This is a genomic window from Pseudomonas sp. SK2 (assembly GCF_016772395.1).
Classification (GTDB): Bacteria; Pseudomonadota; Gammaproteobacteria; order Pseudomonadales; family Pseudomonadaceae; genus Aquipseudomonas; species Aquipseudomonas taiwanensis.
Map to the genome: position 1 here is coordinate 326403 of NZ_CP061944.1, position 24977 is coordinate 351379.

Genomic DNA, 24977 nt, shown 5'->3' on the forward strand with positions numbered 1-24977 from the left:
TTACATGCGCTCCAGGGTTTCCAGGCCGAGCAGTTCCAGACCTTGTTTCAGGGTGCGGCCGGTCAGTGCGGCCAGGCGCAGGCGGCTTTGCTGCTGTTCCGGGTTCTCGGCAGCCAGGATCGGGCAGTTCTCGTAGAAGCTGGAGAACAGGCCGGCGAGGTCGTACAGGTAGCTGCACAGTACATGCGGAGTGCCTTTGTCGGCGACGTTGTTGAGGATTTCGCCGAACTGCGCCAGGCGTGCGGCCAGGTCCTGCTCGTGGGGCGCCTGCAATACGATCTTGCCCTCGACCTCGTCAAAGCCTTTGCCGAGCTTGCGGAAAACGCCGGCTACGCGGGTGTAGGCGTACAGCAAGTAGGGGGCGGTATTGCCTTCGAAATTGAGCATCAATTCGAAGTTGAAGCTGTAGTCACTGGTGCGGTGCTTGGACAGGTCGGCATATTTGACAGCGCCGATACCCACCACTTCGCCGATGTGGCGCAGATCGTCCTCGGCCAGGCTTGGGTTCTTTTCCTTGACCAGGGTGTAGGCGCGCTCCTTGGCTTCGGTAAGCAAGTCGATCAGCTTCACGGTGCCGCCGTCGCGGGTCTTGAATGGACGGCCATCGGCGCCGTTCATGGTGCCGAAGCCCATGTGTTCCATTCGCATCGGATGGCCGACGAAGCCGGCACGGCGGGCCACCTCGAACACTTGGTTGAAGTGCAGGGCCTGGCGCTGGTCAACGAAGTACAGGGCGCGATCGGCCTTGAGCACGTTGCTGCGGTAGCGCACTGCAGCCAGGTCGGTGGTGGCGTACAGGTAGCCGCCGTCGGCTTTCTGCACGATTACCGGCAGAGGTTCGCCTTCGCTGTTCTTGAATTCCTCGAGGAACACGCATTGTGCGCCCTGGTCTTCGACCAGCAGGCCCTTGGCCTTGAGGTCGGCGACCACATTGGCCAGGTCATCGTTGTAGGCGCTTTCGCCCATCACGTCGGCCATGGTCAGTTTGACGTTGAGCAACTCGTAGGTTTTCTGGCAGTGCGACAGCGAGATGTCCTTGAAGCGTGTCCACAGCGCCATGCAATCCGGGTCGCCGGCTTGCAGCTTCACGACCAGGCCACGGGCGCGGGTAGCGAACTCTTCGGATTCGTCGAAACGTTTTTTGGCGGCGCGGTAGAAGTTTTCCAGGTCCGACAGTTCGTCGCTGGTGATTGGGTTTTCTTCCAGATACGCCAGCAGCATGCCGAACTGGGTCCCCCAGTCGCCCACGTGGTTCTGGCGGATCACGTCATCGCCGAGGAATTCCAGCACGCGCGCGACACTGTCACCGATGATGGTCGAACGCAGGTGGCCGACGTGCATCTCCTTGGCCAGGTTCGGCGCCGACATGTCGATCACGACCTTTTCCGCCGGCCCCGCCTTGTGCACGCCCAGGTGGGCATCGGCCAGTGCGGCGTCCAGGCGGTTGGCCAGGGCGTCGGTGTTCTGGAAGAAGTTCAGGAAGCCTGGGCCGGCGATCTCGACCTTGCTGATGTCGGCGCTGGCCGGCAGCGCATCGATCAGCTTTTCGGCCAGGTCGCGGGGCTTCATGCCCGCAGGCTTGGCCAGCATCATGGCGATGTTGCTGGCGAAGTCGCCGTGGGTCTTGTCCCGGGCGTTTTCCACCTGGATCGCCGGCGACAGCCCTTCAGGCAGCACACCGTCGGTGACGAGTTGGGTGAGGGCTTGCTGGATCAGCTGGCGAATGGTGTCTTTCATGGGGTTCTCTTTTCGACCGCAAGCGCGGTGGAGCGCCTGGATGCGCAGGTGGAAAAACTGGGCATTATCCGTTGCTGGGGCCGGGTTGCCAACCTTTGCGCGGCAACCTTAATAAAGGTCGACTGGATCGACATCCAGTGACCAGCGTACCTGACGCCCGCTCGGCATCTGCTCCAACACTAGCAACCAGGCGCTGATCAGTCGATGCAAGGGGGCGCGGGTGTTGGCCTGGATCAAGAGTTGAGCGCGGAAGCGTCCCGCGCGGCGCTCCATCGGTGCAGGCACTGGGCCCAACAGCTCGATACCAGGCAGGGCCTGCTCGGCAACCAGTCGCTCGGCTGCGGCGCACGCCTCGTCGAGGAAGCTTTCTGCCTGGCCCGGTTTGTGGGCTTCGGCACGCAGCAGGGCGAGGTGGGAATACGGCGGAAGGCCCGCCGTGCGGCGCTCGCTCAGGGCCTGTTCGGCGAAGGCGAAATAGCCTTGCTCGGTCAGTTGCACCAGCAGCGGATGATCGGCCAGGTGGGTCTGGATGATGACCTTGCCTGGCTCCTCCGCACGGCCAGCACGGCCTGCTACCTGGACGATCAACTGCGCCATGCGCTCGCTGGCGCGGAAATCGCCGGAAAACAATCCGCCATCGGCATCGAGAATGGCAACCAGGGTCACCCGCGGGAAGTGGTGACCCTTGGCCAGCATCTGGGTGCCTACGAGAATGCTCGGCTGGCCGCGCTGGATGGTGGTGAAAAGGTTGTGCATGGCGTCCTTGCGAGCGGTGCTGTCGCGGTCGACGCGCAGGATCGGGTAGTCCGGGAACAGAACCTTCAGGCGCTCTTCGGCCCGCTCGGTACCGGCCCCCACAGGGCGCAGGTCGACGTGATTGCACTGCGGGCACTGCTGCGGCAGGCGCTCGTCATAGCCGCAGTGGTGGCAGCGCAGGACACCGGAGCGCTGGTGCACGGTCATGCGGGCATCGCAGCGCGGGCATTCGGACAACCAGCCGCAGTCATGACACAGCAGGGTGGGGGCAAAGCCGCGCCGATTGAGGAACACCAGCACCTGCTGGCCGGCTTCCAGGGTCTGGCGGATGGCCTGCTGCAGTGGGCCACTGATGCCACTGTCCAATGGCAGGCTTTTCACATCCAGGCGCAGCATGCGCGGGGCGCGGGCGCCGCCGGCGCGCTGGTTCATGCGAAGCAGGCGGTAGCGTCCGGTCAGGGCGTTGTGCAGGGTTTCCAGCGAAGGTGTCGCGGAGCCGAGTACGATCGGGATGTTCTCTTGATGCGCCCGTACCAGCGCGAGGTCGCGGGCGTGATAGCGCAGCCCTTCCTGCTGTTTATAAGAGCCGTCGTGCTCCTCGTCGATGATGATCAGGCCTGGGTTCTTCATCGGCGTGAACAAGGCCGAACGCGTTCCGATGATGATGTCGGCTTCGCCATCACGGGCGGCCAGCCAGGCGTCGAGGCGCTCGCGGTCGTTGACGGCCGAATGCAGCAAGGCGATGCGGGCATTGAAGCGTTGCTCGAAGCGCGCCAGGGTCTGTGGGCCCAGGTTGATCTCCGGAATCAGCACCAGTGCCTGCTTGCCGGCCTCCAGGGTTTCGCGGATCAGTTGCAGGTAGACCTCGGTCTTGCCGCTGCCGGTGACACCAGCCAGGAGAAAGGCGGCGAAGCTGCCAAAGCCCTCGCGCACGGTGTCGAAGGCCTCGCGCTGCTCTTCATTGAGCGGCAGTTCCGGCTGAGCCAGCCAGTGCTCATGCCGTGCCCCGGGCAGATGGCGGCGGACCTCGACCTGGACCAGGTCCTTGGCCAGCAGCAGGTCCAGGCTGTCCTTGTTCAGGTTGAGTTTGCTCAACAGGCTATGGGCCACGCCGTGCGGATGCTGGGCCAGTGTCTTGAGTGCATCACGCTGGCGCGGAGCACGGGCGATGCGTGGGTCTTCCAGGCGCGCGCCAGGGGCGACGTGCCAGAAGCGCTCCTGGCGCATCTCGGCCGGTTCACCCTGGCGCAGCAGGGAAGGCAGCGCCCAGCTCAGGGTGTCGCCCAAGCTGTGCTGGTAGTACTGGGCGGTCCACAGGCACAGCTTGAACAGGGCAGTGGGCACGGGTGAGACCGGGTCGAGCAGGGTAATCGCCGGCTTTAGCTTGTCAGCGGGCACTTCGCTCTGGTCGCAGACCTCCACCAGCACGCCGATGATTTCGCGCCGGCCGAATGGCACGCGAATACGCATGCCAGGCTCCAGTACCTGGCGCGCCATGCTCGCCGGTGCCCGATAGTCGAACAGGCGACGCAAGGGAGAAGGGAGGGCAAGGCGCAGTATGACGTCGGACACGCGGAAGGTCTCGGCAGGGTATTTCAACGAGTGGCGAGACTAGCAGACGACCGTCGGTGCAAGCGACAACTTGCGCTGACGCTGTGCTCTGGTATTATTCGCCGCCTAATTACGTGCGGTATTCAACAATTGGTGTTGGGTGGCGGCACGCAGCTCGAGGAAGTGACCATGAAAGCAGATATTCATCCGAACTACGAAGTAGTTGCAGTCACCTGCAGCTGCGGCAACAAATTCGAAACCCGTTCGACCCTGGCCAAGCCGCTGGCGATCGACGTGTGCTCCCAGTGCCACCCGTTCTACACTGGTAAGCAGAAAGTCCTGGACACCGGTGGTCGCGTACAGAAGTTCGCCGATCGCTTCGGTATGTTCGGTACCAAGAAGTAATCATGCGCATGGCGAATCCTTCGGGCTTCGCATTGCTGCAAAAAAAGGCGCCCCTTGTGGGCGCTTTTTTTGTGGGCGCGATGTGGCATTTTCCGGCTCTGGCGTTCTGCCCGCTGCCGGAAAACCCGCAGATGGTAGCCGTGCGACAGATCGTCGATGGCGATACCTTGCGCCTGACCGACGGTCGCAGTGTGCGTCTGATCGGTATCAATGCCCCGGAGATTGGGCGCCAAGGGCGCAGCAGTGAGCCTTACGCCGAAATGGCCAGGCAACGCCTGCAGGCGTTGGTCAAGGCCAGTGATGGCCGCGTAGGCCTGGTGCCGGGTGTCGAGGCAAAGGACAGGTACGGCCGCACCTTGGCCCATGTCTACGGCCGCAATGGCGACAATTTCGAAGCTCGTTTACTCAGCGAGGGGCTTGGCTATCGTGTCGCGGTCGCGCCCAATGTTCGCCTCGCCGGTTGCCAGCAGAGCGCCGAACAGGCAGCGCGTGCTTCCGGAGCGGGGTTGTGGCGACGTTCACCGGTGGTGCGCAGTGGCGATGTCAAACGGTCCGGGTTTGCCGTGATCGGCGGCAGAATCACCGGCATCGAGCGCAATCGCGGTGGTGTCTGGCTCGAACTCGACGATGCGCTGGTGCTGCAGGTTCCCGCTCGTCTGCAACGCAACTTCCCTTCGAGCTTCTTCGATAACCTCAAGGGACGCCAGGTCGAAGCGCGTGGCTGGGTGCTGGACCGTTCCCGCAAGGGGGCGCTTAAGCCAGGGCAGCGACGCTGGGTGTTGCCATTGACTGATCCGAGCATGCTGGAGCGCGTTTCACGGTGAAATAATTGTAGACATTTCGCTATCAGATTGTACACACTGGAAGCCGTATCCACCGTGGGTTGTAGCGTAAAGTCGTAGGCTAAAGGCCTTGACACAAGTGACTGACCAGTCTTGTGGCTCCCCGGCTCTTTGCGTATCCTCGGCGGTCCGTCAGAACAGTAAATAGCGGAATGCCCACCATGTCAGACCTGAAAACCGCCGCTCTCGAATATCACGCTCAACCTCGTCCGGGGAAACTGAGCGTCGAGCTCTCCAAGCCAACTGCCACCGCCCGCGACCTCGCCCTGGCCTACAGCCCAGGTGTTGCCGAGCCCGTGCGCGAGATCGGCCGTGATCCGGAGCTGGCCTACAAATACACCGGCAAGGGCAACCTGGTTGCGGTGATCTCCGATGGCACTGCCATCCTCGGTCTGGGTGACCTCGGCCCACTGGCGTCCAAGCCGGTCATGGAAGGCAAGGGTGTTCTGTTCAAGCGTTTCGCTGGTATCGATGTATTCGACATCGAAGTCGACTCCGAAAGCCCACAGGCGTTCATCGACACCGTCAAGCGTATCTCCATCACCTTCGGTGGCATCAACCTCGAAGACATCAAGGCGCCTGAGTGCTTCGAGATCGAGCGCACCCTGATCGAGCAGTGCGATATCCCGGTCTTCCACGATGACCAGCACGGCACCGCTATCGTGACTGCCGCTGGCATGATCAACGCCCTGGAAATCGCCGGCAAGAAACTCGAAGATGCCAAGATCGTCTGCCTGGGTGCTGGTGCCGCCGCTATCTCCTGCATGAAGCTGCTGGTCAGCATGGGTGCCAAGGTCGAGAACATCTTCATGATCGACCGTAGCGGCGTGATTCACGCCGGTCGTGACGACCTGAACCAGTACAAGGCTCAGTTCGCCCACGCCACCGACAAGCGCACGCTGGCCGATGCCCTGGATGGTGCCGACGTGTTCGTTGGTCTGTCCGGTCCGAACCTGCTGAGCGCTGAAGGCCTGAAGTCGATGGCAGCCAACCCGATCGTGTTCGCGTGCTCGAACCCTGATCCGGAAATCTCCCCAGAGCTGGCCCACGCCACCCGCAGCGATGTGATCATGGCGACCGGTCGTTCCGACTACCCGAACCAGGTCAACAACGTGCTGGGCTTCCCGTTCATCTTCCGTGGCGCTCTGGACGTTCGTGCCAAGCGCATCAACGAAGAAATGAAGATCGCCGCCGCCGTCGCCCTGAAAGACCTGGCCAAGCTGCCGGTGCCGAAGGAAGTCTGCGAAGCCTACGGTGTTGAAGGTCTGGAGTTCGGCCGTGAGTACATCATTCCGAAGCCGCTGGATGCACGTCTGATCACCGTCGTTTCCGATGCCGTGGCCAAGGCTGCGATCGAATCCGGCGTGGCTACCCTGCCGTATCCGAAGCACTACCCGCTGAAAAGCGTGGATGAAGTGTTCAACGGCTGATCCAGTCGTAGCGATGTGAAAAAGCCCTGGCTCGCGAGAGTCGGGGCTTTTTTTCGCTTGAGTTTTGTGGGGGTGTAAATCGAGCGGCGCATCGAGAGCAGGCGCGATAAAAGGCGCTTGCTCGCATCTACCACTGACGTTACTGGCCCGAAACAGACGTAGGAGCGAGCCTTGCTCGCGATGCGCCGCGCGGGCGGCGCTCGATTCACGCACCGCCGCGGCGCTAGGCAAGCACCCGAACGGGCTTAGAACAGATCCATCGGCGCTGCTTCATCCGCTGGCAGCGGGCTACCTGGCGCTGCGCCATTGCCCAGTTCATCCACCGAGGGCGGTGAGTCTTCGGCCTTGAACAGCTCGAAGTAGGCGTTCGGCGTGCTTGGCGAGGCGGCACGACCGCTGATGGGGTCGACCCGCAGGCTGAGAATGCCTTCCGGTTCGGCCGGCGCATGGTTGGGCTTGTCCTTCAGCGCCGCGCCCATGAAGTTCATCCAGATGGGCAGGGCCACGGTGCCGCCATATTCGCGGCGGCCAAGGGTTTCCGGTTGGTCGAAACCGACCCATACCGTGGTGATGTAGTCGGCGTTGTAACCAGAGAACCAGGCGTCCTTGGACTCGTTGGTGGTACCGGTCTTGCCTGCCAGGTCGGTACGGCCCAGGGCCAGCGCACGACGGCCGGTGCCTCGCTTGATCACGTCCTGAAGCATGCTGGTCAGGATGTAGGTGGTGCGGCCATCAATGATCTGCTCGGCAGCCACCGGTGCTTGTGGGGTCGGTGCGACCTGGCCGTAGCTGGACGGTGCTTCACCTGGCATCGCGGCCGTGCTGATCGGCTGCTCCGGCGCAGCCAGACCTGCATGGTCTTCGGCGCCTTGCGGGACGCGTGCCGGATTGGCGGTGAACAGGGTCTCGCCGTTGCGGCTCTCGATGCGCTCGATCAGGTAGGGGTTGATCTTGTAGCCGCCATTGGCAAAGGTGCTCCAGCCGGTGGCGATTTCCATGGGCGTCAGGGTTGCGGTCCCCAGCGCCAGCGACAGGTTGCGCGGCAAGTCCTGCTTGTTGAAGCCGAACTTGGCGATGTAATCGATGGTGCGGTCCACGCCCATCGCCTGCAGCAGGCGGATCGACACCAGGTTTCGCGACTTGTACAGGGCTTCGCGCATGCGAATCGGCCCCAGGAACGTGTTGGTGTCGTTCTTCGGACGCCAGACCTTGTCCAGGTACTCATCGACGAACACGATCGGCGCATCGTTGACCAGGCTGGAGGCGGTGTAGCCGTTGTCCAGCGCAGCGCTATAGATGAAGGGCTTGAAGCTCGAGCCCGGTTGGCGCTTGGCCTGCATCGCGCGGTTGTAGTTGCTTTGCTCGAACGAGAAGCCGCCGACCAAGGCGCGGATCGCGCCGTTGTAAGGGTCGAGGGTCACCAGAGCGCTTTGTGCGCCGGGAACCTGGCTGAACTTGAGCTTGCCATCATCCAGGCGCTGCAGGCGCACCAGGTCGCCGATCTGGGCGACATCGGCCGGCGATTGAGGCGCACGACCCTGGGAGTTGGTGTTGATGAACGGGCGGGCCCATTTCATGGTGTCCCAGGAGACTTCTTCTTCCTGGCCGCCACGGGTGAGCACTTTCAGGCCGCTCTTCTCGACCCGGGTAACGATGGCAGGCTCAAGCCCGCCCAGGGTGCGCTGCTTGTTAAGCTCTTGCAGCCAGGCTGCCTGGGTCTTGCCCGGGAAACGTGCCTCGGGGCCGCGGTAGCCGTGGCGCTCATCGTAATCGGAAAGCCCATTGAGGACGGCCTTGTTGGCCATTTCCTGCATGTCGCTCGGCACCGTGGTGGTCACCCGGAAACCTTCGGTATAGGCATCGCTGCCGTAGCGGCCAACCATCTCGGCGCGGGCCATCTCGGCGATGTAGGGTGCATTCACCTCGGGCGTCGGCACGTGGTAGCTGGCGTTCAACGGTTCGGCCAGGGCGGCCTGGTAGCTTGCCTCGTCGATTTTGCCGAGCTTGTACATGCGGCCGAGAATCCAGTCGCGGCGCTCCTTGGCGCGTACCGGGTTGGCCAGCGGGTTGAAGCGAGACGGAGCCTTGGGCAGGCCGGCGATCATTGCCATTTGTGCCAGGCTCACGTCACGGATCGACTTCCCGTAGTAAACCTGAGCGGCGGCCTCGATGCCGTAGGCGCGGTTACCCAGGTAGATCTTGTTGACGTACAGCTCGAGGATCTCGTCCTTGGTCAGTTCGCGTTCGATCTGCAAGGCAAGGAGGATCTCGTTGGTTTTACGCGAGAAGCTGCGCTCGCTGGTGAGGAAGTAGTTCTTCGCCACCTGCATGGTGATGGTGCTGCCGCCGGTCTGGATGTGCCCGGACTTTACCAGCTGGCTCGCAGCGCGCATCAGGCTGCTTGGGTCGACGCCATAGTGGTTAAGGAAATTGTCGTCCTCGGCAGACAGAAGCGCCTGAATGAACTGTGGGGGAATTTCCGCGAAACGAATCGGCGAGCGGCGCATTTCGCCGAACTCGGCAATCAGCTTGCCGTCGCTGCTGTACACCCTGAGCGGGATCTGCAACTGGATACTTCTGAGCGATTCGACCGAGGGCAGGCTGGGACTAAGATACAGAAACGCACCGCTCACACCGAGTACGAGCGCGCAGGTGACTGCGACGAGTGACCACCAGAAGAACTTCAGCAGGCGTATCAAGGCTTTTGGGTGTCCAGGTTGAGGAGTGAATTGCGCGTGGGTCCGGCGGACAAAAAACGCTGGGCATTATAAGCATTTTTCGTCTTTCCGGGTGACCGGCCGGGTGGCTTGCGCAACCGTCCGGCCCATCAGGCCAGGTTGTGGTCTGCCCATTGAAGCAAGGAAACAAGGATGTTTGGACGCTTCGGCAAGGATGCCGGTTCATTGTTGGGGGTGGAAATCACCTCGGATTCCGTACGAATGCTGCAACTTCAGCGGCGACGTGGGCGCTGCCAGGTGCTGGGGTGGGCCGTAGAGCCAATCGATCTGCCTTCGGTGGGCGAACAGCTGGCTGATCCCGAGCGGATCGTGTCGGCTTTGCGACGGGCCCATCGGCGAACGGGCATTCGTCAACGCCAGGTTGCCATGGCCCTGCCGGCGAACCAGGTGATCTGCAAGGTGTGCCAGTTGCCCGCAGGTCAGTCTGAAACCGAGCTCGAAGCGCAATTGCTGCTCGATGCCGATCAATTGTTTCCCTTCCCGCTTGAAGACCTGGCGTTGGACTTTCAGATATTGGGTGCTTCTCCGGTGCAGCCCGGTACGCTGGACGTCATGGTGGTGGCGTGCAGGCAGAGCGCCCTCGACCCGTTCGAGGCGCTGTTCCTCGATGCCGGCCTGGCGCTTGAGGTGGTGGAGGTCGACAGCCTGGCCTTGCAGCGGATGCTGCCGAAGCCCGGTGCCGATGATCTGGCTTTGGTCCGGATCGAGAGGGGCAGTGCGACCTTGCATTACTGGCCCCAAGGCGCGTTGCCGCAACGCCGGGAGGTGCAGTTAGCGCCGCCCGCCACCCGGGAGCAGGTGCGCTGTGCCGTGCAGCAGCTGCTGGACGAGCATGTGTCGGTCAGCGACATTCTGGTCGCCAGTCATGCTCCTCCCGAGCCAGGGCTGTTCCCTGAGTGGCGGACGCAGCGTGTGGCCCCTTGCCGGCGACTTCCGCCAAGGCCTGGCCTGGGTAATTGCAGCGAGACGTTGGTCCTTGCCTATGCCCTGGCGTTAGGAGGTATGGGTCAATGCCGCGCCTGAACCTGCTGCCTTGGCGTGAACGGCATCGACAGGCCGCGCTCAAGCGATTCAAGGTCTCCTTGGTTGCCAGTGGGGCCCTGGCTTTGTGCCTGGTGATCGCGCTCGATCAGCTCGCTCGCCAGCGTGTGCAGCGTCAACTTGCGCTCAACCAGCACAAGGAGGCGAAGCTTGCCGAGTTGGGTGAGCGAATGCAGTTGCTTGAGGAATCCCAGGCGGCCCTTGCGTCACTGCGCGAACAGCTCCAGGCGCTGGAAGGGCTACGGGCGGAGCAAGGTGTCCTGCAGGCCGTGTTCGTCGATCTGGAACGCGCTATTGCGCAGGGCGTTCAACTGACCGAGCTGAAGCTCGTGGATGGGCGACTGCGGATCGTCGGGCTCGCGGGGTCTGGTGCGCTGCTGGCCCAGTTGCTGCGCGATCTGGAGCGCTCATCGGTGTTGCTCGATCTTCAGCTGCACAGGGTCAGGAGCGTGCCGGGTGGTGACGAATTCTTGCTCGTGGCTCAGGTGCGAGCGTCCTGGTCATGAGGAGGCTGCAGGCAGTGGACTGGCAGGGGCTCGTGGGGCGCTCCACGGCTTTCAGGGTGCTTGTGCCCGTCGGTCTGGCGTTGACGGTGCTCATGCTGGGTGGCTTGCTCAGGTGGCCGGAGCTGCGTGAGCGCCAAGGCTTGCAGCTGGCCAGGCACGCGCAGTTGGAGCAAGAGCATCGGTCCAGGGTCGGGCAGTTGCAAACGCTGGCTGGTGCGCAGGAGGCGCTCAGCGATGCCGAGCGGCGTTTGGATCAGGCGCGCTGGAGCCTTGCAGCCGGCGAAGGCATGAGTGACCTGCTCGATCGGTTGGTGACTTCCGGGCATACGCAGGGGTTGCACATCGAACAACTGGATGTGCTCGATCACGTCATGCAGGCCGGCTACCGCCAGACGCCTTTGAATGTGCAGGTGGTGGGGCGCTACTCGGCGGTGCGGCAATGGCTGGACGACTGGCTCGGCCAAGTGCGCCTGTTACGGCCCGCTGATATGACGTTGTCTGCGGTAGAAGGTCGCCCAGGGATGTTACGACTGCGCTTGCAAGTGCACACCTACCATGCCGAAGCGCCCGAGCCGGCCAATGAGTGGCTGGCCCAAATACCTGCAAAGGCCCAACCCCTGGCTCCAGTGGTCGATCCGTTTGCCGCGTGGTCGAGTCGTTCGCCTCGGGTCGGGCTGGAGGGCATGCCTCTGGCGCAACTGGAAATGGTCGGCAGTCTTGCGCGTGGACATACATACGAAGCCTTGTTGCTGGCTGCTGGGCAGCTGCACCGCGTGCGTGCCGGTGACCGGCTGGGGCGAGACGAAGGCATTGTGGTGCGAATCGACGAACGATCGACGCAAGTGCGCGAGCGCCTCTACCTGGGCGGCGCCTGGCAGGCGCGTACGGTTGTTCTGGCGATGCGCAAGCGCCTGGAAGAGGGGAGCAGGGAAGACGATGAAATGCCTGTTGAGGTGGATCGCGGCGGCGTTGTTGGTAGTCCCGCCGGTCATGGCGGCGCCTGACCGGGGGGAGCCGCTGTCGCTGAATTTCCAGGATGTGCCCGTGCGCTCAGTGTTGCAGGTGATGGCCGACTACGCGGGCATCAACCTGGTAGCCAGCGATGCCGTGCAAGGCAACATCACGTTGAGATTGCAGGATGTGCCGTGGGATCAGGCGCTGGAGCTGGTGTTGCGCAGCAAGGGGCTGGGCCGTCACCAAGAGGGCAATGTGTTGCTTGTGGCGCCGGCCGCCGAGTTGGCCGAGCAGTCCCAGGGCGAGCGGATCGGGCAGGAGCTGGAGGCTCAGTTGCAGCCCCTGAGCCGGGCATTGCTGCCCATCCACCATGCCAAGGCTTCTGAACTTGTCGAGTTGCTCCAGGCGACCCTGGCGGACGACGGTATTCTGACCGGTCGCGGCAGCCTGGCGGTCGATGCGCGTACCAACACGCTGATCGCCCACCAGCCAGCCGATAGGCTGGCCGAATTGCGCAGATTGGTGGCCGAACTGGACGTGCCGCTGCGGCAAGTGGCGATCGAGGCGCGCATCGTCGAGGCCAATGTCGACTACGAAAAGAGCCTGGGCGTGCGCTGGGGTGGACCGCTGTATGGCGAAACAGCGCAGTTGGGTCGTGATTTGTTCGTTGACTTGGGGGTAGACAGGGCGACCTCCGGGGTGGGGTTGGGCTTGCTGCGCGCGGAAGTGCTGCTGGATCTTGAGCTCAGTGCCATGGAGAAAAGCGGCAACGGCGAAATCATCTCGCAGCCCAAGGTGGTGACGGGCGACAAGGAAACCGCCAGAATCCTCAAAGGCACCGAAGTGCCATATCAGGAGACCAGCAAGAGCGGCGCCACGTCTGTCGCTTTCCGCGAGGCATCGTTGTCCCTCGAGGTCACGCCGCAGATCACCCCAGACGGCAAGGTGATCATGGCAGTCAGAGTGACCAAGGACGAGCCGGACTACGTCAACGCCTTGAACGACGTGCCTCCGATCCGCAAGAACGAGGTCAATGCCAGGGTTCGTGTAGCTGATGGCGAAACGATAGTGATCGGCGGAGTCTATTCGACCACGCAAAACAAAGTGATCGACAAGGTGCCATTTTTTGGCGATCTGCCGTATGTTGGGCGGCTGTTTCGACGCGATGCATTACAAGAGAAAAAATCCGAGCTGCTGGTCTTCCTGACTCCGCGTATCATGAGTGACCAGGCGATTGCTGTGAGTCGTTGATTCTGTGCGAAATTTGATACTTGTGGGGCCCATGGGCGCTGGAAAGAGCACCATCGGGCGCCTGTTGGCCAAAGAGTTGCGCCTGCTGTTCAAGGATTCCGACAAGGAAATTGAATTGCGAACCGGCGCCAACATCCCGTGGATCTTCGACAAAGAGGGCGAACCGGGCTTTCGTGACCGTGAGCAGGCGATGATCGCCGAGCTCTGCGGCCTCGATGGCGTGGTCCTGGCGACCGGCGGTGGTGCTGTGTTGCGCGAAGCCAACCGTCAGGCCCTGCATCGGGGCGGGCGGGTCATCTACCTGCATGCGTCGGTCGAGCAACAGGTCGGCCGGACAGCGCGGGACCGGAATCGCCCGTTGTTGCGCACAGCCAATCCGGAAGCGACCCTGCGAGCCTTGCTCGAAGCTCGCGACCCGCTCTACCGTGAAATCGCTGACGTGGTGGTGGAAACCGACGAGCGGCCGCCACGCATGGTCGTGCTCGATATCCTGGAGCGCTTGCAGCAGTTGCCGCCCCGGTAAGCCGGGACTATTCTCGGCGTCCGGCGCCGAGGCGAGGTTCAACGTCACCGCGTGGGTCGCTCTACCGACGCCGCGCCAAAGTACATTGTGGGGATACATGCAGACACTAAAGGTCGACCTGGGTGAGCGTAGCTACCCGATCTACATTGGCGAAGGCCTGTTGGACCAGCCTGAATTGCTGGCACCCCACATTGCCGGGCGGCAAGTCGCCATCGTCTCCAATGAGACCGTCGCGCCTCTGTACCTCGAACGCCTTGCCAATACCCTGGGCGCCTACTCGGTGCTTCCTGTGGTGTTGCCGGACGGCGAGGCCCACAAGAACTGGGAAACCCTGCAACTGATCTTCGACGCCCTGTTGACCGCCCGCCATGACCGTCGTACCACCGTGGTAGCCCTGGGTGGCGGCGTGATCGGCGACATGGCCGGTTTTGCGGCCGCCTGTTACCAGCGTGGTGTCGACTTCATCCAAGTGCCCACCACCCTGTTGTCGCAGGTCGACTCCTCCGTAGGTGGCAAGACAGGGATCAATCACCCGCTGGGCAAGAACATGGTCGGTGCCTTCTATCAGCCCAACGCGGTGCTGATCGACACCACCAGCCTCAAGACCTTGCCCCAGCGTGAGCTGTCCGCCGGCCTGGCTGAAGTGATCAAGTACGGCCTGATCTGCGACAAGCCTTTCCTGGACTGGCTCGAACAGAATATGAAAGCCCTGCGCGCCCTGGAGCCTGCGGCCTTGACCGAAGCCATCCGTCGCTCCTGTGCGGCCAAGGCGGCCGTGGTCGGTGCCGACGAGCGCGAGTCCGGCGTACGGGCGACCCTGAACCTTGGGCATACCTTTGGCCACGCCATCGAAACCCACATGGGTTATGGTGTCTGGCTGCACGGCGAAGCTGTGGCAGCGGGCACGGTAATGGCCCTGGAAATGTCCATGCGCCTTGGCTGGATCGACCAGCCGGCGCGGGACCGCGGAATCCGCCTGATGCAGGAAGCAGGTTTGCCGGTGGTGCCACCACAGGAAATGACCCCGGCGCATTTCATGGAGCATATGGCGGTCGACAAGAAGGTGCTCGACGGTCGCCTGCGTCTGGTGCTGTTGCGCCAGCTGGGTGAAGCCGTGGTAACCGACGACTATCCGAAAGAGATTCTTCAGGCCACGCTGTCGGCGGACTACCGCGCGATCGTGGCCCAGCTTTGAGGTTGTGACAGCGCAATGACCAGTTTGCATGCCGATGAGGCGTTTCTCGACCATTACCAGTTGAGCCACGATCCGTTCGCGCCGCGTGTGCCCGGCTTCAAGTTCTTCCCGGCCCAACGCAAGCCCGTGCTCGGGCAATTGCATCACTTGGCCCGTTATAGCCATTTGATGCTGGTCGTCACAGGTCCTGTAGGCAGCGGCAAGACCCTGCTGCGCCAGGCACTGGTGGCCAGCACCAACAAACAGTCCGTGCAAAGCGTGGTGGTTTCCGCCCGCGGTGCCAGCGATGCCGCCAGCGTGCTCGGGCAAGTCGCGCAGTCGCTGAGTGTGGCCCAGCCGGAGGTGCAGGCTATCCTGTCCCAGGTGGTGCAGCTGGCGCTGACCGGGCAAGAAGTCTACTTGCTGGTGGACGATGCGGAACAACTCGACGAGTCGGCACTCCAAGCGTTGCTGGAATTGGCAGCGGGCATGCCGGAAGGGCGTCCGCATGTGTTCCTGTTCGGCGAGCCGTCCCTGATTGCCGGGTTGGAGGCAATCGAAGTCGAGGAAGAGCGTTTCCATATCATCGAGCTTGCGCCCTACAGCGAGGAGGAAACCCGCGAGTACCTGGAGCAACGCCTGGATGGTGCTGGCCGGGGCATCGAGGTGTTCACCCGTGAACAGATCGTCGATATCCATGAAAACTCCGACGGCTGGCCTGGCAACATCAACCAGGTCGCCCGCGATACTTTGATCGAAGCCATGATCGCCAGCCGTGGAACGGCCAAGCGACCAACCATGGGGTTCAAAATGCCTAAGAAACACGTGCTCGCGCTGTCCGCTGTGGTTGTGGTCGCCGTTGCGGCCGCGGTTCTGATGCCGAAGAAAAGCGACAAGGCGCCCGCCGAAGCCCCTGCCGCACAGGCGCAGTTGCCGTTGGGCGAAGGTCAGCCGGGGGCTGCGCAGTCGAACAATGGTGGCCCGGCCATCGAGTTCTCCGGTACGTCCCAGCCGATGCCGCTGCCGCTGGTAGGGCAGTCGCAGCCAGTGATGCGTGAGCCGCTGGCTCAGGCCGCGGGCATGGGTGAGGGTGAGGAAGGCAGCCCGGCTGGCGACACCGCGCTGCAACCGGGCACTCCCCCTACAGTGACGACCATCGCACCGCCCCAGGGCGTGGCTGCTGGCCCTGCGCCGACGCCCGCGCAACCTGTCACCACGGCTCCGGTGCAGCCGGTTGCGCCTGCGCAGAAGCCTGTTGCAACCCAGCCTGCCAAACCGGTTGCGCCTACCAAGCCAGCCCAGGCACCGACCCAGGTCGCTGCGGCCAAGCCGGCCGCCAAGCCGGCCGAAAAACCGGCAGCCGGTGGCAGTGGCAACAGCGGCTGGTACGCGGGCCAGAAACCTGGCAACTATGTGGTGCAGATCCTTGGTACCAGCTCCGAGGCATCGGCACAGGCGTTCGTCAAGGCGCAGGGTGGCGACTATCGCTACTTCAAGAAAAACCTGCAGGGCAAGCCGCTGTACGTCGTCACTTATGGCAACTTTGCCAACCGCGATGCAGCGGTTGCGGCAATCAAGAACTTGCCAGCCAAGGTCCAGGCTGGTAAACCTTGGCCACGTACCGTCGCCAGCGTCCAACAAGAGCTGGCCTCGGCCCGCTGAAACCTTCCGGGCGGCAATACCCCGCCGCCCAGTTGCTGAGCGACCACTGACATTCGACTAGCCTGCTGCGCCTGAGCGCGGCAGGCTTTTCTGTCCCAGACTGCCGGCCACAAGCCAATCTTGCAGTCATGGCTGAAACGCTTCAGACTCGAGCCAGGCGCTATCACGGCGCATGGCGCAAAAACATTCAAAATTGCGACATAAATTTTCAATGGTGAGACATGAAAATTTGTGAGTATCACTGTCGCTGTGCAACAATGGTTTTCCATGGCCACCGCAAAAAAGCTGGCGTTTGATCGGCGTGGATGGTAAGTGGTTGTACTAAAAAGAGATTTGCCTCCGGTTGAGAGGTGAACCTGGTGAGAAAGTGTCTATGAAAACAGGTCTGTACCATCCCGAAGAATTCAAGGACAACTGTGGTTTCGGCCTGATCGCCCATATGACGGGCGAGCCGAGTCACCACCTTCTGCAAACCGCCATGCAGGCGCTGACCTGCATGACCCACCGTGGTGGGATCAACGCCGACGGCAAGACCGGTGACGGTTGCGGTCTGCTCATGCAGAAGCCCGATCAATTCCTGCGTGCCGTCGCCCAGGAGCACTTTGCCGTCGAACTGCCCAAGCAGTACGCCGTCGGCATGGTGTTCTTCAACCAGGATCCGGTCAAAGCCGAAGCCGCCCGTGCCAACATGGACCGCGAAATCCTCGCGGCTGGCCTGAAGCTGGTTGGCTGGCGCAAAGTCCCGATCGACACCAGCGTGCTTGGCCGCCTGGCCCTGGAGCGCCTGCCGCAGATCGAACAGGTGTTCATCGGCGGTGAAGGCCTGAGCGACCAGGAATTCGCGATCAAGCTGTTCAGTGCCCGTCGCCGCTCGTCCGTGGCCAACGCCCATGATGCCGACCACTACATCTGCAGCTTCTCGCACAAGACCATCATCTACAAAGGCCTGATGATGCCGCGTGACCTTGCGGCGTTTTACCCAGACCTGAGCGACGAGCGCCTGCAGACCGCGATCTGTGTGTTCCACCAGCGCTTCTCCACCAATACCCTGCCGAAATGGCCGCTGGCGCAGCCGTTCCGTTTCCTCGCCCACAACGGCGAGATCAATACCATCACTGGCAACCGCAACTGGGCCATGGCCCGTCGCACCAAATTCGCCAATGACCTGATCCCCGACCTCGAAGAGCTTGGCCCACTGGTCAACCGCGTCGGTTCCGACTCCTCGAGCATGGACAACATGCTGGAGCTGATGGTCACCGGTGGCATCGACCTGTTCCGCGGCGTGCGCATGCTGGTGCCGCCAGCCTGGCAGAACGTCGAGACCATGGATGCCGACCTGCGCGCCTTCTACGAATACAACTCCATGCACATGGAGCCGTGGGACGGCCCGGCCGGCATCGTCATGACCGAAGGTCGCCACGCGGTCTGCCTGCTCGACCGTAACGGCCTGCGTCCTGCACGTTGGGTGACGACCAAGAACGGCTACATCACCCTGGCTTCGGAAATCGGCGTGTGGGACTACAAGCCGGAAGACGTGCTGGCCAAGGGCCGTGTCGGCCCGGGTCAGATCTTCGCCGTCGATACCGAGACTGGCCAGATCCTCGACACCGATGCCATCGACAACCGTCTGAAGTCGCGTCACCCATACAAGCGCTGGCTGCGTCAGCACGCCCTGCGTATCCAGGCGACCCTGACCGACGACCAGGGCGTGGCCAGCTACGATGCTGACCAGCTCAAGCAATACATGAAGATGTTCCAGGTCACCTTCGAAGAGCGTGACCAAGTGCTGCGTCCGCTCGGCGAGCAGGGCCAGGAAGCGGTCGGCTCGATGGGCGACGACACGCCGATGGCCGTGCTGTCCCAGCGCGTGCGTTCGCCTTACGACTTCTTCCGCCAGCAGTTCGCCCAGGTGACCAACCCACCGATCGACCCGCTGCGCGAAGCGATCGTGATGTCCCTGGAAATCTGCCTGGGTGCCGAACGCAACATCTTCCAGGAGTCCCCGGAGCATGCTTCGCGGGTGATTCTCAGCTCGCCGGTCATCTCGCCCGCCAAATGGCGTTCGCTGATGAGCCTGGAGCGCGAAGGTTTCGACCGCCAGCTGATCGACCTCAACTATGAGGAAAGCGTCGGTCTGGAAGCAGCCATCCGCAATATCGCCGACCAGGCTGAGGAAGCGGTGCGCAGCGGCAAGACCCAGCTGGTGCTGAGCGACCGCTACATCGCCCCGGGCAAGCTGCCGGTGCATGCCTCCCTGGCCGTTGGCGCGGTGCACCACCGCCTGACCGAGCAAGGCCTGCGCTGCGACAGCAACATCCTGGTGGAAACCGCCACCGCCCGTGACCCGCACCACTTCGCCGTGCTGCTGGGCTTCGGCGCCTCGGCTGTCTACCCGTACCTGGCTTACGAAGTGCTGGCCGACCTGATCCGCACCGGTGAAGTGCTGGGCGACCTGGACGAAGTGTTCAAGTACTACCGCAAAGGCATCTCCAAAGGCTTGCTCAAGATCCTGTCGAAGATGGGTATCTCGACCATCGCCTCATACCGTGGCGCCCAGCTGTTCGAAGCGGTGGGCCTGTCCGAGGAAGTGGTTGGCCTGAGCTTCAAAGGGGTCTCCAGCCGGATCAAGGGCGCGCGCTTCGTCGACCTCGAAGGTGACCAGAAGCTGCTGGCGGCCGAAGCCTGGAGCGCGCGCAAGCCGATCCAGCAAGGCGGCTTGCTGAAGTTCGTCCACGGCGGCGAATACCACGCCTACAACCCAGACGTGGTCAACACCCTGCAGGCTGCCGTGCAGCAGGGCGACTACGCCAAGTTCAAGGAATACACCACGCTGGTCGACCAGCGCCCGGTGTCGATGATCCGTGACCTGCTGAAGGTGAAGGTGGCCGACCAGCCGCTGCCGCTGGATCAGATCGAGCCGCTGGAGGACATCCTCAAGCGCTTCGACTCCGCAGGTATCTCGCTGGGTGCGTTGTCGCCAGAGGCCCACGAGGCGCTGGCCGAGGCCATGAACCGTCTGGGCGCGCGCTCCAACTCCGGTGAAGGCGGCGAGGACCCATCGCGCTACGGCACCATCCGCAGCTCCAAGATCAAGCAGGTGGCCACCGGCCGTTTCGGTGTGACCCCCGAGTACCTGGTCAACGCCGAAGTGCTGCAGATCAAGGTCGCCCAAGGCGCCAAGCCCGGCGAAGGCGGCCAGCTGCCAGGTGGCAAGGTCAACGGCCTGATCGCCAAGCTTCGCTATGCGGTTCCTGGCGTGACCCTGATCTCGCCACCACCGCACCACGACATCTACTCGATCGAAGACCTCGCGCAACTGATCTACGACCTCAAGCAGGTCAACCCGCAGGCGCTGGTTTCGGTCAAGCTGGTGGCTGAGGCGGGCGTGGGTACCATCGCCGCTGGCGTGGCCAAGGCCTATGCCGACCTGATCACCATCTCCGGTTACGACGGTGGTACCGGTGCATCGCCGCTGACCTCCATCAAGTACGCTGGTGCCCCGTGGGAACTCGGCCTGGCCGAAACTCACCAGACCCTGCGCGGAAACGACCTGCGCGGCAAGGTCCGGGTACAGACCGACGGCGGTCTGAAAACCGGTCTGGACGTGATCAAGGCCGCGATCCTCGGCGCCGAGAGCTTCGGCTTCGGCACCGCGCCAATGATTGCCCTGGGCTGTAAGTACCTGCGCATCTGCCACCTGAACAACTGCGCGACTGGCGTCGCCACTCAGAACGAGAAGCTGCGCAAGGACCACTACATCGGCACCGTCGACATGGTGATCAACTTCTTCACCTTCGTCGCCGAAGAGACCCGCGAGTGGCTGGCCAAGCTCGGCGTGCGCAGCCTCGGCGAGCTGATCGGCCGCACCGACCTGCTCGATGTGCTGCCAGGCGACACCGAGCGCCAGCAGTACCTCGACCTGACACCGCTGCTGGGCAGCTCGCACATTCCGGCCGACAAGCCGCAGTTCTGCGAAGTGGACAAGAACCCGCCGTTCGACAAGGGTGAGCTGGCTGAGAAAATGGTCGAGATGGCCCTTCCGGCAATCCGCGACCAGGCGGGTGGCGAGTTCGCGCTCGACATCTGCAACTGCGACCGCTCCATCGGTGCCCGCATCTCTGGCGAAATCGCCAAGCTGTACGGCAACCAGGGCATGGCCGACAAGCCAATCACCTTCCGTTTCAAGGGGACTGCGGGCCAGAGCTTTGGCGTGTGGAACGCCGGTGGCCTGAATCTGCACCTGGAAGGTGATGCCAACGACTACGTCGGCAAGGGCATGACTGGCGGCAAGGTGACCATCGTGCCACCGGCCGGAAGCCCGTTCGAAACCCAACACAGTGCTATCGTCGGCAACACCTGCCTGTACGGCGCCACTGGCGGCAAGCTGTTCGCCGCTGGCACTGCCGGCGAGCGCTTCGCTGTGCGTAACTCCGGCGCCCACGCTGTTGTCGAGGGTACTGGCGATCACTGCTGTGAGTACATGACCGGTGGCTTTGTCTGCGTTCTGGGCAAGACCGGTTACAACTTCGGTTCTGGCATGACTGGCGGCTTCGCCTACGTGCTCGACATGGACAATACCTTCGTCGACAAACTCAACCACGAGCTGGTGGAAATCCAGCGGATCAGTGGCGAGGCGATGGAGGCCTATCGGAGCCACCTGGCGCGCGTCCTGGCTGAGTATGTGGAAGAGACCGGCAGCGAGTGGGGGCGTGAGCTCTCCGAGAACCTGGACGACTACGTGCGGCGTTTCTGGCTGGTCAAGCCGAAGGCGGCCAACCTGAAGCAACTGCTGTCCAGCACCCGTGCCAACCCGCAGTAAGAACAGCTGCAAGTGACGGCCCCGTGCGCGGGGCCCGTCGTGCTCAAGTGATCGTCTTGCAGCTTGCGGCCTGAGGCTTGCAACTGCGGTAAAGAGGTTTTGAAAAATGGCTGAACGTCTGAACAACGACTTCCAGTTCATCGAAGTGGGCCGCAAGGACCCGAAGAAAAAGCTGCTGCGCCAGCGCAAGAAGGAGTTCGTGGAAATCTACGAGCCCTTCAAGCCGCAGCAATCCGTGGAGCAGGCGCACCGTTGCCTGGGCTGCGGTAACCCTTACTGCGAATGGAAGTGCCCGGTTCACAACTTCATCCCCAACTGGTTGAAGCTGGTGTCCGAAGGCAACATCCTGGCCGCGGCGGAGTTGTCGCACCAGACCAACACCTTGCCGGAAGTGTGCGGTCGTGTCTGCCCGCAGGACCGTCTGTGCGAGGGTGCCTGTACCCTGAACGACGGTTTCGGTGCAGTGACCATCGGCTCGGTGGAGAAGTACATCACCGACACCGCTTTCGCCATGGGTTGGCGCCCGGACATGTCCAAGGTCAAGCCGACTGGCAAGCGTGTGGCGATCATCGGCGCAGGCCCGGCGGGCCTGGGTTGTGCCGATGTGCTGGTACGCGCCGGTGTGACGCCGGTGGTGTTCGACAAGAACCCGGAAATCGGTGGCCTGCTGACCTTTGGCATCCCTGAGTTCAAGCTGGAAAAGACCGTGTTGAGCAATCGCCGCGAAGTCTTCACCGGTATGGGCATCGAGTTCCGCCTGAACACCGAGGTAGGCAAGGACATCACCATGGAACAACTGCTCGCCGAGTACGACGCGGTGTTCATGGGCATGGGTACCTACACCTACATGAAGGGCGGCTTCCCAGGCGAGGACCTGCCGGGCGTGCATGACGCGCTGGACTTCTTGATCGCCAACGTCAACCGCAACCTGGGCTTCGAAAAGTCGCCGGAAGACTTCGTCGACATGCAAGGCAAGAAGGTGGTGGTGCTCGGTGGTGGTGACACCGCGATGGACTGCAACCGCACCTCGATCCGCCAGGGCGCCAAGTCGGTGACCTGCGCCTACCGTCGTGACGAGGCCAACATGCCGGGTTCGCGCCGTGAGGTGAAGAATGCCAAGGAAGAGGGCGTGAAGTTCCTCTACAACCGCCAGCCCATCGCCATCGTTGGTGAAGACAAGGTCGAAGGCGTGAAGGTGGTCGAGACCCGTCTCGGCGAGCCAGATGCCCGTGGCCGCCGCAGCCCCGAACCGATTCCGGGCTCCGAAGAGATCCTGCCGGCCGACGCCGTGGTGATCGCCTTCGGTTTCCGCCCGAGCCCGGCGCCGTGGTTCGAACAGTTCGATATCCAGACCGACAGCCAGGGCCGCGTAGTGGCGCCTGAAAAAGGCAAGTTCAAGCACCAGACCAGCAACCCGAAAGTGTTCGCCGGTGGTGACATGGTGCGCGGGTCCGACCTGGTGGTGACCGCCATTTTCGAAGGCCGTACCGCTGCCGAAGGCATCCTGGACTACCTGGAGGTGTGATCCTGGCCTGTCGCTGGTGCAAGGACTTTGCAGTCTTCGTAGGCGGCGACTTGCCGGCGACAGGGGCGTTAGCGACAGCCTATCAATAGTTTTGTATACAAAATCTATTGATCCAGGACGTACCGATAGACAAAAGGCACGGCAAACAGCCGTGCCTTTTCTTTGTGCGTCTGAGAAAATGCCCGCACTTTTTTTCCGGATGCCGACATGACTGCCCTGAAGAACGATCGTTTCCTGCGTGCTCTGCTCAAGCAACCCGTAGACGTCACCCCGGTGTGGATGATGCGCCAGGCCGGCCGCTACTTGCCGGAGTACCGCGCCAGCCGCGCCAAGGCCGGTGATTTCATGAGCCTGTGCATGAACCCGCAGTTCGCCTGCGAAGTCACCCTGCAGCCGCTGGACCGCTACCCTCTGGACGCGGCGATCCTCTTCTCGGACATCCTCACCATCCCCGATGCCATGGGCCAGGGCCTGTACTTCGAGACAGGCGAAGGCCCTCGCTTCAAGAAAGTCATCAGCACCCTGGCCGACATCGAGGCGCTGCCGATCCCCGATCCGCAGAAGGACCTGGGCTATGTGATGGACGCCGTCAGCACCATTCGCCGCGAGCTCAATGGCCGCGTGCCGCTGATCGGCTTCTCGGGAAGCCCATGGACTCTCGCCACCTACATGGTCGAAGGCGGCTCATCCAAGGACTTCCGCAAAACCAAGGCCATGGCCTACGACAACCCCGAAGCCCTGCACCTGCTGCTGGACAAGCTGGCCCAGTCGGTGACCAGTTACCTCAATGGCCAGATCCTTGCCGGTGCTCAAGCGGTGCAGATCTTCGATACCTGGGGCGGTAACCTGTCGGCGGCGGCCTACCAGGAGTTCTCCCTGGCCTACATGCGCAAGATCGTCAGCGGTCTTGTTCGCGAGCACGAAGGCCGCAAGGTGCCGGTGATCCTGTTCACCAAGAATGGCGGCTTGTGGCTGGAAAGCATTGCCGAGGCGGGTGCCGATGCACTGGGCCTGGACTGGACCTGCGAGATCGGCGATGCCCGTCGCCGGGTGGGTGACAAGGTGGCCCTGCAGGGCAACATGGACCCGACCGTGCTGTATGCCAAGCCAGAGGCCATCCGCAAGGAAGTGGCGCGCATCCTGGCCAGCTACGGCAAGGGGAGCGGCCATGTATTCAACCTCGGTCACGGCATTACCCCGGAAGTCGACCCTGAGCATGCTGGCGTGTTCATCAACGCCGTCCACGAGTTGTCGGCGCAGTACCACAACTAAGCGTTCTTCCAGTGGCTGTCAGGTCGCAATGGCCTGACAGCGCCTGGTTAGGTTTTGCAGCCAGCCGCCAGACTTTTCCTATAGGGCGGTCTGGAGCGGTTCTCTAGTCTTGAGGCTTCGCCCGAACCCCTCACGTGCGCCTGGAGCCTTCATGCAAAACACATCCATCAGGCAAGTATCCACCTTCGGTCCTCCCTGTGTTCACGTCAGAGAGCTGCTGGCCTGGCCGCCTCAAAGACCGTGTCATGCATGAACGAAAGTATTGCTGGCAACGGATTCTGCTCCACTGGCTTTCCGCTGTATTGATTCTGTGGGTACTGCTCAGTGACCTTTGCGTCGCACTGATGGATGTAGAGCGCTCGACCTACGAACGCATCAGTGGTTTCAATGCGGCGATCTGCGTGCTCTATATTCCCCTGTTCCTGCTGCGTTGCCTGTTGTACCGGCTCTGCACCCAGCGCGAAGTCGGCCCCGCCGGTCAACCACTGAAATTGATGGTTTGCACGGTGCACGAGGCGCTCTACTTGAGTACCGCTGCCGTTTTGTTGTCCGGCGTATTGATGATCAGGCGCGAGGTCGATGTGCTCGGCTGGTTCATCGTTCCTGCGTTGCTGGACGATCCGCTGTGGCTGGATATCTGGTTTGAACTGCATCGTGTCTCCCGCGCACTCCTGACGGTCTTGTTGCTGGTGCATGTCGGCGCGGTCGTCGTGCAGGGCTATCAGGGACGTAACGTGCTGCGACGAATGCTGCCCTGAGTGGCTGATGCCCTCCTGAGTCCTGGTCTGGCC

Annotated in this window: 17 protein-coding genes; 14 read left to right on the forward strand and 3 right to left on the reverse strand. The window is 62.5% G+C overall.

Annotation, left to right across the window (positions count from 1 at the left end; translation table 11 throughout):
* The gene (gene argS / locus IF103_RS01470) at positions 1 to 1737 is read right to left on the reverse strand and encodes an arginine--tRNA ligase (protein ID WP_023378217.1); all 1737 of its coding nucleotides are present in this window, start codon (positions 1735 to 1737) and stop codon (positions 1 to 3) included.
* Positions 1738 to 1845: 108 nt separating this feature from the next.
* Complete coding sequence (locus IF103_RS01475) at positions 1846 to 4065, reverse strand: primosomal protein N' (RefSeq protein WP_023378218.1); 2220 nt, start codon at positions 4063 to 4065, stop codon at positions 1846 to 1848.
* Positions 4066 to 4233: 168 nt separating this feature from the next.
* Here IF103_RS01475 and rpmE point away from each other — a divergent pair, with 168 nt between their 5' ends.
* The 3 genes from rpmE (at position 4234) to IF103_RS01490 (ending at position 6721) form a co-directional block, all read left to right on the forward strand.
* Positions 4234 to 4449, forward strand: coding sequence for a 50S ribosomal protein L31 (rpmE, locus tag IF103_RS01480; protein WP_023378219.1), 216 nt, complete (start codon positions 4234 to 4236; stop codon positions 4447 to 4449).
* Between the two features lie 2 nt (positions 4450 to 4451).
* Positions 4452 to 5273, forward strand: coding sequence for a thermonuclease family protein (locus tag IF103_RS01485; RefSeq protein ID WP_104882284.1), 822 nt, complete (start codon positions 4452 to 4454; stop codon positions 5271 to 5273).
* Between the two features lie 179 nt (positions 5274 to 5452).
* Positions 5453 to 6721 carry a malic enzyme-like NAD(P)-binding protein gene (locus IF103_RS01490; RefSeq protein ID WP_023378221.1) on the forward strand — a complete coding sequence of 423 codons (1269 nt, stop codon included), beginning with the start codon at positions 5453 to 5455 and terminating at the stop codon, positions 6719 to 6721.
* A 245-nt stretch (positions 6722 to 6966) separates the two neighbouring features.
* Here the strand turns inward: IF103_RS01490 and IF103_RS01495 are convergent, their stop codons facing one another.
* Positions 6967 to 9417: a penicillin-binding protein 1A gene (locus IF103_RS01495; protein ID WP_374374102.1), complete on the reverse strand. Its 2451-nt coding sequence runs from the start codon at positions 9415 to 9417 to the stop codon at positions 6967 to 6969.
* Positions 9418 to 9591: 174 nt separating this feature from the next.
* Here IF103_RS01495 and pilM point away from each other — a divergent pair, with 174 nt between their 5' ends.
* The 11 genes from pilM to IF103_RS01550 all read left to right on the forward strand — a co-directional run bounded on the left by pilM (position 9592) and on the right by IF103_RS01550 (position 24944).
* Complete coding sequence (gene pilM, locus IF103_RS01500; RefSeq protein ID WP_104882282.1) at positions 9592 to 10482, forward strand: type IV pilus biogenesis protein PilM; 891 nt, start codon at positions 9592 to 9594, stop codon at positions 10480 to 10482.
* Positions 10470 to 11006, forward strand: a complete 537-nt coding sequence (locus IF103_RS01505; RefSeq protein ID WP_023378224.1) for a PilN domain-containing protein — start codon at positions 10470 to 10472, stop codon at positions 11004 to 11006. Before pilM ends, IF103_RS01505 begins: the two co-directional genes overlap by 13 nt.
* A 56-nt stretch (positions 11007 to 11062) precedes the next feature.
* Positions 11063 to 12010: a pilus assembly protein PilP gene (locus IF103_RS01510; protein WP_238546532.1), complete on the forward strand. Its 948-nt coding sequence runs from the start codon at positions 11063 to 11065 to the stop codon at positions 12008 to 12010.
* Positions 11997 to 13211, forward strand: coding sequence for a type IV pilus secretin PilQ (locus IF103_RS01515; RefSeq protein WP_371919600.1), 1215 nt, complete (start codon positions 11997 to 11999; stop codon positions 13209 to 13211). The genes IF103_RS01510 and IF103_RS01515 overlap by 14 nt, the downstream gene beginning before the upstream one ends.
* Positions 13212 to 13215: 4 nt before the next feature.
* A complete protein-coding gene (gene aroK / locus IF103_RS01520) occupies positions 13216 to 13734 on the forward strand; it encodes a shikimate kinase AroK (RefSeq protein ID WP_023378227.1) in 519 nt (172 codons plus the stop codon).
* A gap of 97 nt (positions 13735 to 13831) precedes the next feature.
* Positions 13832 to 14929: a 3-dehydroquinate synthase gene (gene aroB, locus IF103_RS01525; RefSeq protein WP_023378228.1), complete on the forward strand. Its 1098-nt coding sequence runs from the start codon at positions 13832 to 13834 to the stop codon at positions 14927 to 14929.
* Between the two features lie 15 nt (positions 14930 to 14944).
* Entirely contained in the window at positions 14945 to 16570 is a 1626-nt protein-coding gene (locus IF103_RS01530; protein ID WP_104883044.1) for an AAA family ATPase, read from the forward strand.
* Positions 16571 to 16943: 373 nt separating this feature from the next.
* Complete coding sequence (gltB, locus tag IF103_RS01535; protein WP_023378230.1) at positions 16944 to 21389, forward strand: glutamate synthase large subunit; 4446 nt, start codon at positions 16944 to 16946, stop codon at positions 21387 to 21389.
* Between the two features lie 106 nt (positions 21390 to 21495).
* The gene (locus tag IF103_RS01540) at positions 21496 to 22914 is read left to right on the forward strand and encodes a glutamate synthase small subunit GltD family protein (protein WP_023378231.1); all 1419 of its coding nucleotides are present in this window, start codon (positions 21496 to 21498) and stop codon (positions 22912 to 22914) included.
* Between the two features lie 207 nt (positions 22915 to 23121).
* The gene (hemE, locus tag IF103_RS01545) at positions 23122 to 24186 is read left to right on the forward strand and encodes a uroporphyrinogen decarboxylase (RefSeq protein WP_023378232.1); all 1065 of its coding nucleotides are present in this window, start codon (positions 23122 to 23124) and stop codon (positions 24184 to 24186) included.
* 245 nt (positions 24187 to 24431) lie between these two features.
* Positions 24432 to 24944: a cytochrome b/b6 domain-containing protein gene (locus tag IF103_RS01550; protein WP_023378233.1), complete on the forward strand. Its 513-nt coding sequence runs from the start codon at positions 24432 to 24434 to the stop codon at positions 24942 to 24944.
* Positions 24945 to 24977 lie beyond the last annotated feature (33 nt).